This window comes from Chryseobacterium sp. C2(2020) (assembly GCF_014218915.1).
Classification (GTDB): Bacteria; Bacteroidota; Bacteroidia; order Flavobacteriales; family Weeksellaceae; genus Chryseobacterium; species Chryseobacterium mucoviscidosis.
In genome coordinates, this window is sequence record NZ_JACLCT010000010.1 from 1 (window position 1) to 16,271 (window position 16,271).

Here is a 16,271-nt window from a genome sequence, read left to right on the forward strand (position 1 = left end):
GTTTATGCTGGAAAACTCTTTAAAGTTGCTTTTTCTAAAACTAAATAAACAATTATATATTTTAAAATAACAAATACATTATTAAAAACATAGCAAAAGTGTATACAACCTGGGAAAATGGGAAAATTACAAGCATTGTAGTAAAGCCTCATTACAGACAATAAAACAAATATTATTAAAAAAATAGAGTATGAAATTAGGAAGATTATTTGGAATTCTTGCTATTCTGGGCGGAGGTTATGTTACTTACATGGGATACGAAATGATGCAAACCACAGGATCTGTTTTTAAGTTTGTAATAGCAGCACCGGTTTTTGTTTTAATTGGAATTGCCATGTTATTTTTCCCCGGTGGGGACATTACAACAGCCGAAAGCAGGAATAAGACTAAAGATCCAAAAGCATGGATAAATGAAGCTCCGAAAAGTCACAAAATAGTCTGGCTGGTTGCAGGAGTTGTAGGATTTATCATTTCCATGAACCTCTTTAAAATTTAAACAATAAAATTTTTAACAAATTGTTGTTGAAATTCTACAAAACTTATACAATGAAAAAATTTAATTTACTTTTACTGATTTTCGGATTTTCGTTTACGCTGTTTCAGGCACAAACTTCTAAAAAAAGCATCAATGAAAGTCATTTCAAAACATCAGATCTTGTAGATCTTGACTTAAGCAGCAAAGGATATAATGTAATTACAAAAGCTCCAAAAGGAGCCAGAATACTTCAGGATGGAAAAGATATTGCTGTTTATGGAGGGAAATTTTTCAAAATGACTTTTTCTAAACAAGATTTTTCAAACCCATTTAATGAAGATGAAAAATACAGCAGTATTGAAGAGAAAGTAGCAGATATTAAAACATTAGCAAGCGATAAAGAAATGAATCCTGGCTTTGTAAAATTTGAAGCAGAAGATAAAAACGGCTTCCTGAACAGAAGTACAGTAGGCGGTCTATCATTTACTTATGGAGTAAAAGCCGGAGATAATGCCATTATGATCTCTGATGGTATTACTTATGATATATCACCCGATAAATTTACAAAGTATACCGATGAAGATATAAGAGTAATGTATGAAGCTGCAAAAGCAACGGTAGCAAAATAATTATAAAAGTTCTACAAAGAGTATTTTCATCAGCTCTTAGTTCTGTGAAAGTTCCAGAGTAAACAATACAGAATCCCGGACTTCAGATCCGGGATTTTTATTTCTGTATACTTAACGTTTTTCCTTTAATTGTTTTCGATATATTTGTTTTTCAGATTATTTCTAAAAGGCTAAAAGCTGATACCCGAAAATAAAATAACCAAACTCAAATATGAAAATTGCCATTTTCTCAGACATTCACGGTAAAATTCTGTTACCCTTCAAACTCGTTGATCTTTACCAAAAAGAAACAGGCAGCAAAATTGATTTCATCTTACAGTGCGGAGACTTGGGAGCCTATCCAAACATCGAAAACCTTGATAAAGCAACGATAAAACACGCACAATACAACAGAGACGAGCTCGGTTTTCATGATGATTTCACGAAAGAAAACCCCGAGATTCAATCATTTTTGAATGAGTTGAATATTAATATGATCTGCGTCCGCGGAAATCATGAAGACCACGATTTTTTAGACCGTCTGGAAAAAGAAAATCCGGATGAAAGTATTTTTCCTATCGATATCTATGAAAGAGTTTTCGTCTGCAAATCGGGTTTAGAACAAACATTGGAAACGGAAGATGAGGTTTTACATTTTGTAGGAATCGGCAGAATCGGAGACCGGAAAGGCAGAACAGAAAAACGATTTATTCAGGATTACGAAAGAAAGGAAATCAGAAAATTGTTAAAAACTAAAAATACTTTTAATGTCCTGATTACTCACGATAAAGATGACAGTCAAAGCGGTTAAGGTATGACGGAAATCAGAGAGGTTTTGGATAACGTGATTTTTCAATATCACTTTTATGGACATACAGGAGAACCTTTTATAGAAGAAACAGATTTCAACGGCATTACACAATCTATAAAAGTAAGAGAGCTGGAATTCAATGAAAACGGAATGTTGGAAAAAGGCTGCATGATTATTCTCACAAAAGAAAACGGTGAACTGAACATTGAAATTGTCGACGAGAATTTCACGAATAAAATGACAAAATTTAACTGGAAAACTCAGTAACCAGACTAAAATACTATACAAAATGGAAGAAAAGCTTACCCATCTTATCATCAACTGGATTGAGGTAGATCATCACATGATTTTGGTTGGAGCAACCGACAATATACACTGGAACCTGGAAAAAGAATTTGGAGGTTCCGGAGCAGATGCAAAATCTTCTGTCTGGGTAACTTTAGAGGAAAATGGGAAAGGCAGGAGTGTTTCTGAAGAAGCTCATTTTTTCTGTTTTCCCGGAGATCCTGCCCGATCTCTCGCAATGTCTCATGTATTCGATTTGTTTGAAACTGCGTGGAGCATTAAAAATGCAAATATGAATCTCGATGAAGCCAGAGAAAAGTTCTTCGGAAAAATTATTGAGAGAGTTGTTTAAAGAAAACCTTATTAAAATGAAAAACATACAACTAATTGATCTGGATAAACACAGTAATTCTAAATATGAAATAGCTGAAGATAAAATCTATAAAAATACAGAAGAGGACATCTATGTTTTTGCACTAAATTTTGATCTGGAAGAAGAGGAAGATTCTCAATATCCACTTGAAGATGTTTTGGATAAATTCTACCTGCACGTTTCTGATTTTATTGATGAAGATGCTTTTTACAGCTCAAAAAATATCAGTCTTGAATTAGCAGGAGAATTAGCAGATGTTCAGAACGCTATTCAATCAATTATCGGAAAGAGAGTTTATAATTCCGAATATATCGGAGAAGACGGAATTACTTATGTGAAACTGGTGATAGAGTAAAATTTAATTGGAAAAATCAGCTCTATCTAAATAACATCTACATACAAACAATCACAAAAAATGAACAACAATTTTACAATAGACGATTTACAGGACATATGGCAGAAAGTAAGCATTCTGCACAACGGACAAACGTACGGCGGACAAAACAAAAACCAAAAAATAGAGTACATCAACCACATCGGAAGCGTGGTATTTGAAATCATCAATGCTTCTAAAAATACTCCTGATTTTAATTTTGATCTAGCCATCAAATGTGCGTTTTTGCACGATACCATAGAAGATACAGATTACCCAATCGAAGATCTCGAAAAAGAATATGGTAAAGACGTGAAAGAAGGTGTTCTTGCCCTCACAAAAAATACAGAGCTTGAAAAGGAACACCAAATGAAGGATAGCTTACACCGAATAAAGCAACAGCCCAAAGAAATCTGGGCGGTTAAAATGGCAGACAGAATCTGTAATTTATATGCTCCACCCTATTTTTGGAAAGAAGCCAAAAAAGAAAAATACCTTGAAGAAGCAAAAATTATTTACGAGCATTTAAAAGATGGTAATGATTATTTAGCCAAAAGATTATCAGAAAAAATTGAAGCTTATAAAAACAAATGATCAAGATTGAAATACATACTCTCGCAGGACAATTTGATATTGAAATCAAGAAAAACGAAGATTTTTATATCCTTTTAGTTATTTTATCCAAATCGCAATATTTCCAAGAAGATGGCAGAGTTTGGAGTGGAAAAATTGAGGAAACTGAAAAGCTTTTTGAAATCGTAAATCTTATAAAAGAGTGTTACAGAAAACCTTCTGTACCCACAAGAATAACTATTCTTGACGGAAGATCAATAAAAATCAATCTGAAAGATGACGAATCGCAAATTGCATTGCGACTGGTAGATATCGATAAAAATACAAACGAATCTGAACTGATACAAAAAATTAAAGAACTCACAATTGAGATAACAGGCAATGATGCTATTCTACAGGATTATTTAGATATTTTTATGGATTAGCCTGCTTTTATTAAAAATACATTTTATTAAATATGACGTATAATGAATTTTACAATTGCATCAATCGCAACAACAATATAGAAAAAAGAGATTTAGAAACATATCTTCTAGCTTTACTGGAGCTTGTGGAACAGATAAGAAAACAACCTTTGACAGCCGATTTATTATCGAAACTTCTAATGAATGCATTTACTTCGGAGCCGAAAAAATTTGGTACTGAATGGTTAAAGATTATAAAAGCACCTGACGAAAAAACATTCATCAATCCAAAGACAAGTACTTCAACCAGTGGCGAATATGATTATACAATTGCCGTCATAAAGTTTCAGATTGCAGAGCTGCACAAAATGAAAGGAAAACAGTTGGAAGATGAATGGCGTTATTTTGGAATCGATTCTGAAACAGGCAACCGATGGTACAATTTTGATCCGGATTCTATTTTGGAATGTGGTATGAGATGTTACTTAGATCATGGCGATGACGAAAGTAATAATGAAGAGTTTGAAGTAAGTTGGCGAACTTTGGGCGACTTATTAGAAATGGGCAGAATTTACGAGTAATTAAATTGAACAAAAACATAATAACCATCAATATCTATGGGACTTTTCAGCAGAAAAAAAGCATTTAAAATAAGAGATGTAGAATTTTATTCCGACAGAGAATATCATTATTCCAAAGGACTAAAACCATACTTACATAAAGAGATCAAGATCGTAAAACAGGATCTTTCCTTAGAAAATTTGGGACATATCTTACAATATCTTGTAGAATTCATTCAGGATGAAAAACCCGATATTAAAAGTGGAGATAAAGTCACCTGTTTCACCTGGAACATTATGTTTCAGGAAGTTTCTTCAGGCTTTTTTGAGATTTTTGAACTTATTCCTGAAAAACTTGGATTCGAGCCGGGACTGATTCGTACTCTTTTTGTACTTAACCAACAGCTTTTAGTATGTGACCAGCTAAAAGCAGAACCGGATTTCCCGGATATTAATCAGATCGTTTTAGCAGATCCTTTAACCAAAACAGGATTGCCCATCCATTTATTTCGCTGGAAAAGGGAATATCCGGATTCAGGATGGATGGTGATAACGGATGATTTTGATGAAGAAGCAAACGAATTTGAAGAAATGGCACTTGGACAGTTCATGATGTCAAGACCTGAAATTGTGAAGTTTATGGCACTTCCGGCAGGATTCAAAATTATTTGGGATGGTAATGATGCAAAAATAGCATTTGATAATTACCTTGTAGAAAATTAGTCACTCAACACCTTATATGAAGAACGAAAGCAACCAACAATCATTTATTATACATGTTAAAGAAGACGGAATTGAAATTAATGATCAATATCTTCATTTTCCTTTAAATTTTTCAGACCTCAAAAATCAATTTGGAGATCATTATGAATTCTGGAAAGAAACAGATACTAATTTCATTTATATTTGGCATGAACTGGGAATCAAAGTTTTTGCACCTAAAAATGAAGACGACACATTGACTTTGGTTGTCAAAACTGCAGATATTGATAAAGATTTCTTACCCAAAAATAAGTTTAATGGAGATTTGAAAATCAACAATCAAAATTATATCTATTTTTTCGCCATTACAGAAGTCGACCAAAGTTTTAAAGACATGGAAATGGATAACGTGAAATTTTCATCATGGCTTTCAGAGGATGAATTCAAAACCATTGAAGAAGTTTCAATATGGCAAAAAGTTAAAAAGAAAAGAACAATAATAAACTCCGATAAATATAAGGCAGATAAAATATCTGGAGAAAAAATTGAATTTACAGATTTGAATTTTAAGCTTGCCATTATTGAAGAATTAATGTATATCAAAGAACTCATACAACCGAAATTTGATATTTTTGAGTTTGCAGATTCTTACGAAGAAAGAGAAATAGATGTCGAAAAAGAAGGTTACGAACCTATTCCTGAAGCGATTGAATATTTTAAAAACTTAGAAATCGACAGGAAATTGGCAACCGAGATAACAGAAATTTACCAAGACGGCGGAAATGATATTTATATAAACATTACACCTTACTGGGATGGCGAAGATGACTCTTTTAATATTGAAATTTATGATGATATTAAACATTTTCCTAACTTAAAGAAAATGACACTTTTCAGTAATGATTCCAAAGTGTATGAAGATCTTAAATTAAAAGGAATTGATGCTGTACCTTTATAAAATTATTTGTGAAATTGAAGTTTTTAAGTTCAATAGAAACATTTTATAATTGTCCATAATTTGTCATAATTGGAAAAATCTTTGAGTTCTTTGCTGAGTGAAACGCCCTTGCGAACTTAAAAACAGTTAGTATATAAAGAATCTTTGAGAGTTCTTTGCGTTAAAAAGCAATATGATTAATAGCGGATAATCAAAAAACATATAAATAAACAATTAGACACAAATTAAAAATAAAATTTCTTTAAAAATGGGAAATTTATATAATGTTGAACAGCTAAAGCCAAAAGTAATTACGGGCGGTGCTATTTTACAGGTAAAAAAAGAAAAAGAGGAAGAATTTTTAGAAAAATATTCCAATGAATTTACATATATAGGTGAATGGGGAATTTTTAACAATACTTTTGCGGTAATTTCTAGTGACGGAATAGTAGAAAGATGTGCGATATATCATGAAGATAAAATAATCGATTTTAAAACACCTGGAATATATATACAGATACAGGGTCAGAGTAAATCTGGTCTCGGTGGTCATATTTATCTAGATTTTATGACCAATTTATCTTTTTATTTAGAGGATGCTTTATTTTGTGTGTATTATATTGATAATGTTGATCAATACGAAATTAAAGAAGGTGTATTAAATTATCAGGATAAAGGAAAATTTGATTATTTTGAAGACTATCTTCTTTCTAATTATGCCTCTTCACCGGAAATTATTGCCGATTATTATGCAGAAGAAGTTTATGAATTTCAACTCCGCTATGAAGAGCGGACAAGAATGGAAGATGACCCAAAAGAAGGATATGATCCTGAAGATTACGAAGAACTTCTGGAAAAGTTGAATCACTATAAAGATTTTCTGCCAAGAGATAAAGCAGAAGAATGTGTATCTTGGTTAAAGCAACAAATAGCAAGCTATCAATAAAAAAACAATGAGTGAATTTTCGGGGTACGAAAAAATGCCCAACAACTTAAAAAAATTAGGTCTTAGCGAAAGCGATTTTTCCAAGATGGAAAAACTGAAATGGGTGGTTACAGAAAAAGTACACGGCGCTAATTTCAGCTTTGTTTATGAAAACGGCAGTCTTAAATTTGCCAAAAGAAAAGAATACCTCAACTGGAGTGACGATTTTTTCGGCTTTCAGCTCGTGGTCAGTAAACTGGAAAATAATATTCTCCGTCTTTTTGAAAAACTGAGCAGCGACATTGCCGCCGAAAAATACATCATCTACGGAGAGCTTTTCGGAGGAAAATATCCTCATCCTGAAGTAGAACCCGTAAAAGATGTACATGCGATCCAGACCGGAGTTTACTACAATCCCGATATTGAATTCTGCGCTTTTGATATTGCTATCGAAACCTGTGGTTCAGATTCTAAATATTATCTGGATTACGAAAGTTCGGTTGCATACTTCAATGAATTTGAAATATTTCATGCAAAACCTTTACTGATCGGAAAATTCAATGAAGCAACAAACTTCAACATCAGGATCAATTCTGCTGTTCCCAAAGAATTTAATCTTCCCGAACTGAACGATAATTTAATTGAAGGCGTCGTGATAAAGCCTTTTAATCAATTGGATAACAATGATTTTCAAAGACCTATCATCAAATTGAAGAACCCCGAATTCGATGAAGAGGAAAAATTTCATGAAGCTGAAAAATGGTCTTTCATTCCAAACGTTTCTTCCAAAACAGAGGAACTCTCCTTTATTGTAGACGAACTGAGAAACTACGTTACCCAAAACAGGCTGAAAAGTGCCGTTTCTAAAATCGGAACTTTAGATTTAAACAATCAATCCAGAGTTTCCGAAATTAAAAAGGAATTTCTGGAAGATGTGATCACCGATTTCAATGAAAACAATGACGGTCTTTTAAATGATCTGTCTTCCGATGATCAAGCGTGGATTGCGGAGAGAATTAATTCTGAGATTAATAAAATGATTTTGTAGAATATTTTTGATTTTTACCATTCAACTAAAAAAACAAGTCACAGTCTTACAATGAGAAATATAATCTTTTTAATTATACTTTTGGGATGGTTTGCCTGTACAAATAAAAAAGAAAACAACGGAAAAATAACAGCTAAAGAGAATTTTCAAAAAACACTTTCTTTTGAAGATAAAATTGAGAATTTTAAAATCAATAAATCAGGCGACTCTATATTATCAAACGATATTCAATACATTAACGACTCAATTCTTAAAAGAAAATTCAAATTGGATATTTCTCAATATAATTCTAAAGATATTCAAAAAAAATGTCTGCCGAATATAATTTTGAAAAACTCTTTTTATGAATCTCCTGTTGAAGGAGATGTCAGTTTCACCAAAAATTTTAAAAATCTGGGCGATCTGGATGGCGATAAAAAAAATGACTCCGTTTTCATTTTGCCCAGTCTGAACTTGTGCGAAGAAGGACAATCTTATTATTTTACCAATAATAAAATTCCAAGGATAAAAACTGAATCAAACTGTTGTCATACAGAGAGTATTTTCAGCATTGGAGATATAGACGAAGATGGCGGAAACGAAATTGCAGAATATTATTCATCATGCGCCAGTAATTTTAAGTCAATCCGAATCTGGACTTTGAAAAACAGCCAGTGGAAATCTGTCGGGGTATTTACTTTTTACTATAACAACGGTAAATTTAAAGCCTTTGAGGATTTTCATAAACTATATAAAAAAATTTCTAAAAATAAATTTCAGTTTCTCGAAATCTCAGACAAAAAAGGAGATGGAAGTTTAGTAATGAAATGGCACACGATAAAGATGTAACAGAAACCTGAATCATTAGTTTTAAATAAAATTAGATGTAATTAATTTTACTCAAAATGCATCGTAGTTTCAGACGACAGTAAAGCGAAAGAAAAATTAATTGCCATTTGGAAGGAAATTGGTTTCGGATACAAAATATTATCAGACAATGAATTATTGCTGTTTCGTTTAAAATCTCCCACTCAGTATTAAATATAAAATACAGTTTGTGATAACTGCTAATATAAAAAGATGGCTGTCATTACAACAGCCTCTTTCATTATAATAAACATCTGTGTTATACAACAACAACCTGCAGACAAATCCAGCGTATACCGTCGCTTATTATCTTCCACTGAGAATAATTTTGTCCGGTTCCTATTTCATAATTCATTAAAGAACTTCTTGAATTGAAACTGTTGGCATCCGATAATGCAGAATGCATGGCATAATTGGTATAAACATTTTCTGCTGTTGTCACTCCTACTTTGTCGCTGTCATTAATAAAGTGTAAAACTCTTCCGGGACACGTTGTAGGATCGGGAAGCTGCAGATTTGCTGTACTGTTAATATAGGGACTTACAGTACTTACATTCGCAGAAGCATTTCCGCCTGTAGAAGCTGTGCTGTATCTTAAAATCAAAATATAATCGTCTGGTTGTATAACGTAAGGAGTTGTAGGAGAATATGTTCCTGTAATAATTTTAAAACCTTCCACCACTCCGGAAGATGAATTTCGGATATTATACCATTTGCTGGTAGGAGCATCATAAAAATAAAGCCCCACAGAAGTAACGTTAGACACTTTGTTTATGGCAGATCCGTCCAGAGTTGTTACAAAAACAAGAGTCCCGTTCTGATTGTTTCCGTAAGACGCATCTTTCGCAGAAAGCTGTGCTCTCGTTAATCTCGGAGGCGTAAATCCGTCAGGAACCCCGGAAGAAGCAGCCTGTCCTTCAATCTGTACTGTAACTTTCGGGTCATTTGTTCCTATCCCTACTCTCCCTTCATCAGTTGCAACAAAATCTGTATTGCTGCTTCTTGCAGAACCGTCAGATTTGGCACCAAGTTTTATCATCGTTCCTGCAGCATCATTTGTCCATGCATCGTTAGTAGCATCCAGAGCTGTCCATGCAGTTCCGTTCCAATAGTGAAATCCCTTTAAAAAACCACCTGCATCAGCAGTAAGATAAACCAATTGACCGTTTACAGATCCGTTTACCGAGAGCGAGATAACTCTGGGTACTAAAATTCCGTCTCCCGATGTAACAGCTCCCGGAGAAGATCCCGAATGGTTTTTTGCACGGATATCAAGACTTGATTCCGGAGAAGCCGTGTTGATACCAACTTGACCATATAAAGCTGAGGTAAACAGGGAAGCTATAAAAAAAGCTGTAAATAATTTTTTCATTTTGTTTATTATTAAATATTGTTTTTTGAAATTAATTGAGAATAAATCTGTAAGAATACGATCGAAAATTTTAACTGTAAATTCAGATTTCCGGAAACATTTTTTTCCACTTTGCTAAAGAATTTCTGCTTATTTTAAAATGATTTGAAATCTCGGTATTACTCATTTTATTCATTTTCTGATAGTTCAGAATCTGCAAAATAGATTCACTATCATATGCCCGGAATTTTCCGTTCTCTTTATCATTCTGAAGATCATTAGCATCAAAAATTATTTTTTCGATTTCAAAAATATCCATCACCGTGAGCCTTGGTTTATTAAGTACCGCTTCACATTTTCCTTTTTTATGAAGGTATTTCATTTCAATCATATCGGTATAAATCTTACGGTAATCCGGAGCATTTATTCTGAATTCCGACTGTTGTATTTTGCTATCCATTTGTAAAGTGTTGTCTTAGGAATTTTATATTCTTCTATAATCTCAGCTCTTGTTTTCTGTTCTTTATTTAAAAGTTCCAGAACAAAATCTATGATTTCTTTTGTATAGACATTCTTTCTGTAAGAAGGCAGTTTCTGGTTTTCCTGAATCTCGCTGCTGCTTTTCTCAGAAGGAGAAAAAAGTATAATGTGTTGCACATAGATTCTGAAAAAATCGTATTTAAGAAGCTTACTCCATCTTAAGAGAATTTCAGTATCAATACTTGGTTTTTCATACATGGAAAAAATTTCTTCCTCACTGCATTTTAAAAATTTCTCTATTCGATAGGAATCGATTCCTTTTTCATTTACCTTCTTATGGATAAGTTTTCCTATGTGGATATTTTTTACGTTGAAAGACATAATTCATAATTTTTTACCTCATATTTATGTTATCAGCAATTGCTTTTTTCAAAAAAAGAATTCCGTATCCCAACTTGTTACAATTCCTATCACAATTTTGGATACTCTAATTGCGTTCTGACATTACAAATATAGATTCTCAAATAAACTGATTTTTGAAAATTTTAAGGTTTTAAGATTTGGCTTAAAAAACACATAAAACTATGATAAACAATATCTTAAATAAGCTAATTTAGAAATTAACTTATGATAAACATGGTATCTTATAAATTATTATCTTAGTACTGAAATTTTCAGACTTTGTAAAGAGTAAAAAACGAATATTTTCACAAACACAATTAACTCATGAAAACTAATTTTTCTCAGATCATAAAACCGGAAAGTAATTCCGAAGAACATCTAATTAAAATGTTCTTTTTTCATTACAATTTAATGTTGATGATTATTTTGTTTATCCATACGCTTCTTTTTTATTTTGAAGGAAATAAAAATATTGCAGCTTTCTTTTTTCCGGTTGTCTTATTTTTAGGTATAGTAGCCACTGTTAACTACCGGTTGGAATACAATATTCTGAAATCTCTTCTTGATTATTATCTCATTGTAAAAATTATCCTGCTCTTTATATTGCTTTTTATATTCTGGAAAACGGCTCCCGAAAACATCTTATTCTTTGCTCTTCTTCCTTTGGGAGTATACAATCTCTATCATTTCAAAACGCTGTTATGGGCGGCATCTGTTATCATCCTGCTTATTGTTATGATGATAACTCTTCCGCTATCCTACTTTCCGGATATGGTAGCATATAAAAATATTCATGCAGGTAAAGTAAAAGTATTATTTACCTTTGTACCGATATCCCTGTTTCTGATATTTTATAATATGAAGATTTCGGAAAAAAGACATCAGTACAAAAATTCGAAAATCACCTTCGAAAACGAAGACACAGCGTCTGAAAAAAACACCATAAAAGAAACGAATGGAGAAAATCTTCAGATGTATTCCGAAATTTATCAACGCATTAAAGAATATCTGGAAACTGAAACTCCATGGAAAAATCCGGATTTTGGCATTCAGGATCTTGCCCATCAATTTGGGATCAATACAACGTATCTCTCCAAAGCAATCAGCCTGAATACTGATACCAATTTTAAAAACCTCATCAATACCTACCGGATTAATTATATCAAGGATGAAATGAAAATAAATTATCCGAAGTATACTTTAATGCACATCTATGTTTCAGCAGGATTCAAGCATCAGTCTACATTCAACAGAGCTTTTAAGCAGATAGAAAACAAAACCCCTTCAGAATATATGAGATCAATTGGGATTGATACTTATACATTTTCTTAGTGATCTTATTTTTAAAAATCTTACTTTTTAACCGGATTCAAAAACATCTAAAAAGTAGCATAAATAGAAAAAATAACAATCAGTAAAATTTTAAAATAAAAAATACTTTCTGAACGTAACTTTTTGATTATCTTTAAGAAAAAATCGAAAATGAAAAAAATTTTACTATTGATGCTGTCATTGTATGGAGTATGCAATGCGCAGACTACCGTTACCAAAGCTTTTAATGATCCTGTTTCCGGAGACAATCCCAATTATCTTCTTGCCACCGGAACGCCCAACAATTCCGGAACAGGAGCAAACATTACGTTTAACAATTCTTCGTTGGTATTAAGCGGTTCCGCACCCGGAAACTACTCTACTCCTTCTGCTTCTGAAATTTCAACATTTCCCGGATCCACTCTCAAGCTCACCGGAAGTTCCAACACCGTATACTACAAACAGTCGGCTTCCAAACTTGAAATTACAGGCCTTGTAACCACCGATGCAACGCTTAATTTATCATCCAACAACGGTACATTCATCTCCTATCCTGCCGCTTACGGATACAGCGAGACAGATCAGGCACAGGGAACATTCACCTCCACTTCTGCAAACGGCCTTTGCAAAGGAACAATAACCCTTACCGCCGATGCGTGGGGAAATCTGCTTTTGGCATCTTCTACATTTACCAATGTTTTAAGGGTAAAATCTGTACAGAATTTCAACCTTTATCTTCCTAACGACACCTCTTTCTTATTTCCGATAGGAACTATTGTAAATACTTCTTACTCCTATTATGGAAGTTCATATAAATTTCCGCTCCTCACTACCAATGAAACTGTGGTAAACATTCCGGTAGCGGGAATTAATAACCAGACAACGAATTCGGCACAGGCTTTAAACACAACAGTTTTAGCAGCCGGAGATTGGTCTGCCCAAAAGCAGAGATTGGAAATTTATCCGAATCCCGTTTACGATTTTATCAATATTAAAGGAAATATCCAAAATTACACTCAGGCAAAAATTTACAGTCTGGATGGTAAACTCGTTAAAACATCAGATCTGGGATCCGGAAAAATACAGGTTTCTGATCTTCCGCCGGCATCTTATTTCATTGAGGTTTCAGGCAAAGAAAATAAACCGGAGACGACAAAATTTATCAAAAAATAAAGAGTTTTCCTGTTAAATAAAATTCAGCCCGATTTTTTCGGGCTGAATTATTTTATTATCAATCCGTTATACAGTAAGCTTTTAGATGATTAAGCTTTACAATTAATCTGTTCTGAGATTTGAATTATCAAAAAAAACTTATCTGTACATTACACGGTTCGCAAAAAATAGTATGATGCAACTCATATAAATTTATAAATAAAGCACATTTAATATAGTATTTTTCATTTTTAATCTGCTACCTTTAGAGTTAGAAATCCGTCTAGAAAATAATAATATTACCGCTTTTAAATAAAAAGTTTTTATTGAGCTGTATTCATTAGAAAAAAACCATCTGTGCTAACAGTAAAATTAATTGTTTTATTCATTTACAATGATAAGAAAGATAAAAAGTATGAAATATTTTGTTTATAGATCCAAAATAAAGTTTTCACATGACTGGTAAAATTATTGGAATCGGCAACTGCATTCCTTCTGAAACAATTGATAATTTATTTTTTAACGATCATATTTTTCTTGATGATCAGGGAATTATCCTGAAAGACGACAATGCCTCGCTTACCGAAAAATTAAAGAAAATTACAGGTATTGAGGAGAGAAGATATGCATCAAGAGATCAGGTAACTTCTGACCTTGGCTTAATTGCTGCAAAAGCAGCCATAGAAGATTCCGGAATAGATCCTGAAACATTAGACTACATTATTTTTGCCCATAATTTTGGCGATGTCCGCTTTGGAACCGTACAATCGGACATGGTTCCAAGTCTTGCCGCACGAGTAAAACATCTTCTGAAAATTGAGAATAACTTTTGTGTTGCGTATGACGTGTTATTCGGATGTCCCGGATGGATTGAAGGAGTTATTCAGGCAAATGCTTTCATTAAAGCCGGTATTGCCAAAAGATGCCTGGTTATAGGAGCAGAAACATTATCAAGAGTTGTTGATATCCACGACAGAGACAGCATGATCTATGCGGACGGAGCAGGAGCAGTTGTGCTCGAATATAACGATCAGGACAATTCCGGTATACAGTCTCATCTTTCGGCGTCTTATACACTTAAGGAAAAAGACTATTTATTCTTTGGTAAATCTTACAACAATGAAGCCTGTCAGGACACAAAATATATAAAAATGGAAGGCAGAAAAATCTATGAATTTGCACTTGTGCATGTTCCGGATGCCATGAAAAAATGTCTTGACGAAAGCAAATACAGCATCGATCAGGTAAATAAAATCATCATCCATCAGGCGAATGAAAAAATGGACGAAGCCATTGTGGAAAGATTTTACAAATTATACGGATTAAAAATGCCCGAAAACATCATGCCTATGGTAATACAGAAACTTGGAAACAGCAGCGTGGCAACCATCCCATCTTTGCTTACGATGATCCTAAAAGGAGAGCTTGAAAATCACGAAATCCAGAAAGGAGATATTGTTTTGTTTGCCTCTGTAGGCGCAGGAATGAACATTAATGCCTTTGTTTATCAATTTTAGATAGAAGAAAATTATTAATTATTCTGACGGTCATGCTTTTTTAATTCTCTTTCAATTTCATTTACTTCTGTGAGTGGAAGAAGATAACTTTCTTCAATATAATCGAGAAGATTCTGGTGAGTCTGCTTATTCATTTTCCTGATGAATAGGTGATTTCCGGACTTTAGAGATTCTATAAAATGATCGGCGTGAAGATCTTTGCCGAAAAAAGGATGATCGATAACGGCTCTTTTGTCATCATTCACAATAATATCCGTAAAATCTGTATTCATTAAGACCGTCTGAAAGAATGATTCAGCCGGAAGAAGCGTATGAAGATAATAATCCTCAAAATCCATAACCTTTTTGTTATTGGTTAAGAAAACGCAGGTTTCTCTTGTAAACATAAACCATTTTCCTCCAATGTAAGGTACAACACCCTTCATAAATTCTCTTCTGTAAACATAAGAAGAAATTTTGTGGGTAAGTTCAGTAAAATGATTCTGTATTCTTTTTAGCGTATCCGGTCTGTAAAACTTCTGGTCGTAATAGAAAATATAGTTCCTGCCTTTATTAACAGTAAGAAACTGGCGGATAATCTGTTGCGATTTTAAAGGAGAATCTTCACCGCTTAGATTAATGAAATAATCCCACTCTATACTTGCATTAAGAAGATATTCCATTGCATTCAGTTCTGTCTGGATCATGCTGAAACCGCCGGAAACGATGTTTACACTTTCCAAAATATAAACATTGGGAAACCGCACGAGATAATTCTGTATTTCTTCCGTTAAATCTGCTTTTGCTTTCCGGTCTATGTGGATAAGATAGAACTGATCTCTTGTATAAATCTTTTCAAACATCTCTTTAAAGACCTCTGGTTTATGATGAAGCATAATAAAATAGGCAATTCTTACCTGCTTTAAAGATCCGGAAGGAGATTTCTGTGGATTTGCCAGAATTGCATCTGAATATTTTTGCATAAGAATTAGATTAAAATCATCGGCATTATGCAAACAATTCTGTTGGGCGTGAAAGGTATGAATAAAATTTTGATAATCAACCTATTAAATTAAACAGTATTCATTTATTTTATCCTATCTTTGCAAAAGCATCAATAAAACAGGTTTCTGCCTTCGTTATTCTGTAATAGTTTAAG

Annotated in this window: 21 protein-coding genes; 17 read left to right on the top strand and 4 right to left on the bottom strand. The window is 33.2% G+C overall.

Annotation, left to right across the window (positions count from 1 at the left end; all coding sequences use genetic code 11):
* Positions 1-190: 190 nt before the first annotated feature.
* From H6W52_RS07650 to H6W52_RS07715, 14 genes are all read left to right on the top strand, one after another.
* Positions 191-496: a hypothetical protein gene (locus H6W52_RS07650; protein ID WP_076390755.1), complete on the top strand. Its 306-nt coding sequence runs from the start codon at positions 191-193 to the stop codon at positions 494-496.
* A 50-nt stretch (positions 497-546) separates the two neighbouring features.
* Entirely contained in the window at positions 547-1,104 is a 558-nt protein-coding gene (locus H6W52_RS07655) for a hypothetical protein (protein ID WP_116097594.1), read from the top strand.
* A gap of 211 nt (positions 1,105-1,315) precedes the next feature.
* Positions 1,316-1,894 (top strand): metallophosphoesterase, encoded by a 579-nt coding sequence (locus H6W52_RS07660; RefSeq protein ID WP_228457550.1) that lies wholly within the window; start codon positions 1,316-1,318, stop codon positions 1,892-1,894.
* A 3-nt stretch (positions 1,895-1,897) separates the two neighbouring features.
* Entirely contained in the window at positions 1,898-2,161 is a 264-nt protein-coding gene (locus tag H6W52_RS07665; RefSeq protein ID WP_116097596.1) for a hypothetical protein, read from the top strand.
* 22 nt (positions 2,162-2,183) lie between these two features.
* Complete coding sequence (locus H6W52_RS07670; protein WP_116097598.1) at positions 2,184-2,531, top strand: hypothetical protein; 348 nt, start codon at positions 2,184-2,186, stop codon at positions 2,529-2,531.
* Positions 2,532-2,547: 16 nt separating this feature from the next.
* Positions 2,548-2,907 (top strand): hypothetical protein, encoded by a 360-nt coding sequence (locus tag H6W52_RS07675; protein ID WP_116097740.1) that lies wholly within the window; start codon positions 2,548-2,550, stop codon positions 2,905-2,907.
* Positions 2,908-2,967: 60 nt separating this feature from the next.
* On the top strand, positions 2,968-3,519 hold the full coding sequence (locus tag H6W52_RS07680) for a bifunctional (p)ppGpp synthetase/guanosine-3',5'-bis(diphosphate) 3'-pyrophosphohydrolase (protein ID WP_087707385.1): 552 nt from the start codon (positions 2,968-2,970) through the stop codon (positions 3,517-3,519).
* A complete protein-coding gene (locus H6W52_RS07685; RefSeq protein ID WP_116097600.1) occupies positions 3,516-3,923 on the top strand; it encodes a hypothetical protein in 408 nt (135 codons plus the stop codon). The genes H6W52_RS07680 and H6W52_RS07685 overlap by 4 nt, the downstream gene beginning before the upstream one ends.
* A 32-nt stretch (positions 3,924-3,955) precedes the next feature.
* Positions 3,956-4,483 (top strand): hypothetical protein, encoded by a 528-nt coding sequence (locus tag H6W52_RS07690; protein WP_116097602.1) that lies wholly within the window; start codon positions 3,956-3,958, stop codon positions 4,481-4,483.
* Positions 4,484-4,519: 36 nt separating this feature from the next.
* Complete coding sequence (locus H6W52_RS07695) at positions 4,520-5,185, top strand: hypothetical protein (protein WP_116097604.1); 666 nt, start codon at positions 4,520-4,522, stop codon at positions 5,183-5,185.
* A 16-nt stretch (positions 5,186-5,201) separates the two neighbouring features.
* The gene (locus H6W52_RS07700) at positions 5,202-6,122 is read left to right on the top strand and encodes a DUF6892 domain-containing protein (protein ID WP_116097606.1); all 921 of its coding nucleotides are present in this window, start codon (positions 5,202-5,204) and stop codon (positions 6,120-6,122) included.
* 247 nt (positions 6,123-6,369) lie between these two features.
* Positions 6,370-7,047 (top strand): hypothetical protein, encoded by a 678-nt coding sequence (locus H6W52_RS07705; RefSeq protein ID WP_116097608.1) that lies wholly within the window; start codon positions 6,370-6,372, stop codon positions 7,045-7,047.
* A 7-nt stretch (positions 7,048-7,054) separates the two neighbouring features.
* The gene (locus H6W52_RS07710; protein WP_194304382.1) at positions 7,055-8,074 is read left to right on the top strand and encodes an RNA ligase family protein; all 1,020 of its coding nucleotides are present in this window, start codon (positions 7,055-7,057) and stop codon (positions 8,072-8,074) included.
* A 51-nt stretch (positions 8,075-8,125) separates the two neighbouring features.
* On the top strand, positions 8,126-8,902 hold the full coding sequence (locus tag H6W52_RS07715) for a hypothetical protein (RefSeq protein ID WP_116097612.1): 777 nt from the start codon (positions 8,126-8,128) through the stop codon (positions 8,900-8,902).
* A 277-nt stretch (positions 8,903-9,179) separates the two neighbouring features.
* Here H6W52_RS07715 and H6W52_RS07720 read toward each other — a convergent pair whose 3' ends face one another.
* The 3 genes from H6W52_RS07720 to H6W52_RS07730 all read right to left on the bottom strand — a co-directional run bounded on the left by H6W52_RS07720 (position 9,180) and on the right by H6W52_RS07730 (position 11,132).
* Positions 9,180-10,292, bottom strand: a complete 1,113-nt coding sequence (locus H6W52_RS07720) for a hypothetical protein (RefSeq protein WP_116097614.1) — start codon at positions 10,290-10,292, stop codon at positions 9,180-9,182.
* A gap of 82 nt (positions 10,293-10,374) precedes the next feature.
* Positions 10,375-10,731, bottom strand: coding sequence for a helix-turn-helix domain-containing protein (locus tag H6W52_RS07725; protein WP_116097616.1), 357 nt, complete (start codon positions 10,729-10,731; stop codon positions 10,375-10,377).
* The gene (locus H6W52_RS07730; RefSeq protein WP_116097618.1) at positions 10,695-11,132 is read right to left on the bottom strand and encodes a transposase; all 438 of its coding nucleotides are present in this window, start codon (positions 11,130-11,132) and stop codon (positions 10,695-10,697) included. The genes H6W52_RS07725 and H6W52_RS07730 overlap by 37 nt, the downstream gene beginning before the upstream one ends.
* A gap of 345 nt (positions 11,133-11,477) precedes the next feature.
* Between H6W52_RS07730 and H6W52_RS07735 the strand changes: the two genes are divergently transcribed.
* The 3 genes from H6W52_RS07735 to H6W52_RS07745 all read left to right on the top strand — a co-directional run bounded on the left by H6W52_RS07735 (position 11,478) and on the right by H6W52_RS07745 (position 15,133).
* On the top strand, positions 11,478-12,485 hold the full coding sequence (locus H6W52_RS07735) for a helix-turn-helix domain-containing protein (protein WP_116097620.1): 1,008 nt from the start codon (positions 11,478-11,480) through the stop codon (positions 12,483-12,485).
* A 150-nt stretch (positions 12,486-12,635) separates the two neighbouring features.
* Positions 12,636-13,637: a T9SS type A sorting domain-containing protein gene (locus H6W52_RS07740; protein ID WP_116097622.1), complete on the top strand. Its 1,002-nt coding sequence runs from the start codon at positions 12,636-12,638 to the stop codon at positions 13,635-13,637.
* A gap of 434 nt (positions 13,638-14,071) precedes the next feature.
* Positions 14,072-15,133 carry a 3-oxoacyl-ACP synthase III family protein gene (locus tag H6W52_RS07745; protein WP_087707410.1) on the top strand — a complete coding sequence of 354 codons (1,062 nt, stop codon included), beginning with the start codon at positions 14,072-14,074 and terminating at the stop codon, positions 15,131-15,133.
* Between the two features lie 14 nt (positions 15,134-15,147).
* On the opposite strand, the gene H6W52_RS07750 is transcribed toward H6W52_RS07745, so the two are convergent.
* A complete protein-coding gene (locus H6W52_RS07750) occupies positions 15,148-16,095 on the bottom strand; it encodes a beta-1,6-N-acetylglucosaminyltransferase (RefSeq protein WP_116097624.1) in 948 nt (315 codons plus the stop codon).
* Positions 16,096-16,271 lie beyond the last annotated feature (176 nt).

Coding starts and splice junctions, on each gene's coding strand:
- H6W52_RS07685 (WP_116097600.1), top strand. CDS start 3,516: ATGATCAAGATTGAAATACATACTCTCGCAGGACAATTTGATATTGAA.
- H6W52_RS07730 (WP_116097618.1), bottom strand. CDS start 11,132: ATGTCTTTCAACGTAAAAAATATCCACATAGGAAAACTTATCCATAAG.
- H6W52_RS07750 (WP_116097624.1), bottom strand. CDS start 16,095: ATGCAAAAATATTCAGATGCAATTCTGGCAAATCCACAGAAATCTCCT.
- H6W52_RS07710 (WP_194304382.1), top strand. CDS start 7,055: ATGAGTGAATTTTCGGGGTACGAAAAAATGCCCAACAACTTAAAAAAA.
- H6W52_RS07700 (WP_116097606.1), top strand. CDS start 5,202: ATGAAGAACGAAAGCAACCAACAATCATTTATTATACATGTTAAAGAA.
- H6W52_RS07675 (WP_116097740.1), top strand. CDS start 2,548: ATGAAAAACATACAACTAATTGATCTGGATAAACACAGTAATTCTAAA.
- H6W52_RS07680 (WP_087707385.1), top strand. CDS start 2,968: ATGAACAACAATTTTACAATAGACGATTTACAGGACATATGGCAGAAA.
- H6W52_RS07740 (WP_116097622.1), top strand. CDS start 12,636: ATGAAAAAAATTTTACTATTGATGCTGTCATTGTATGGAGTATGCAAT.
- H6W52_RS07745 (WP_087707410.1), top strand. CDS start 14,072: ATGACTGGTAAAATTATTGGAATCGGCAACTGCATTCCTTCTGAAACA.
- H6W52_RS07715 (WP_116097612.1), top strand. CDS start 8,126: ATGAGAAATATAATCTTTTTAATTATACTTTTGGGATGGTTTGCCTGT.
- H6W52_RS07705 (WP_116097608.1), top strand. CDS start 6,370: ATGGGAAATTTATATAATGTTGAACAGCTAAAGCCAAAAGTAATTACG.
- H6W52_RS07650 (WP_076390755.1), top strand. CDS start 191: ATGAAATTAGGAAGATTATTTGGAATTCTTGCTATTCTGGGCGGAGGT.
- H6W52_RS07735 (WP_116097620.1), top strand. CDS start 11,478: ATGAAAACTAATTTTTCTCAGATCATAAAACCGGAAAGTAATTCCGAA.
- H6W52_RS07720 (WP_116097614.1), bottom strand. CDS start 10,292: ATGAAAAAATTATTTACAGCTTTTTTTATAGCTTCCCTGTTTACCTCA.
- H6W52_RS07655 (WP_116097594.1), top strand. CDS start 547: ATGAAAAAATTTAATTTACTTTTACTGATTTTCGGATTTTCGTTTACG.
- H6W52_RS07670 (WP_116097598.1), top strand. CDS start 2,184: ATGGAAGAAAAGCTTACCCATCTTATCATCAACTGGATTGAGGTAGAT.
- H6W52_RS07725 (WP_116097616.1), bottom strand. CDS start 10,731: ATGGATAGCAAAATACAACAGTCGGAATTCAGAATAAATGCTCCGGAT.
- H6W52_RS07690 (WP_116097602.1), top strand. CDS start 3,956: ATGACGTATAATGAATTTTACAATTGCATCAATCGCAACAACAATATA.
- H6W52_RS07665 (WP_116097596.1), top strand. CDS start 1,898: ATGACGGAAATCAGAGAGGTTTTGGATAACGTGATTTTTCAATATCAC.
- H6W52_RS07660 (WP_228457550.1), top strand. CDS start 1,316: ATGAAAATTGCCATTTTCTCAGACATTCACGGTAAAATTCTGTTACCC.
- H6W52_RS07695 (WP_116097604.1), top strand. CDS start 4,520: ATGGGACTTTTCAGCAGAAAAAAAGCATTTAAAATAAGAGATGTAGAA.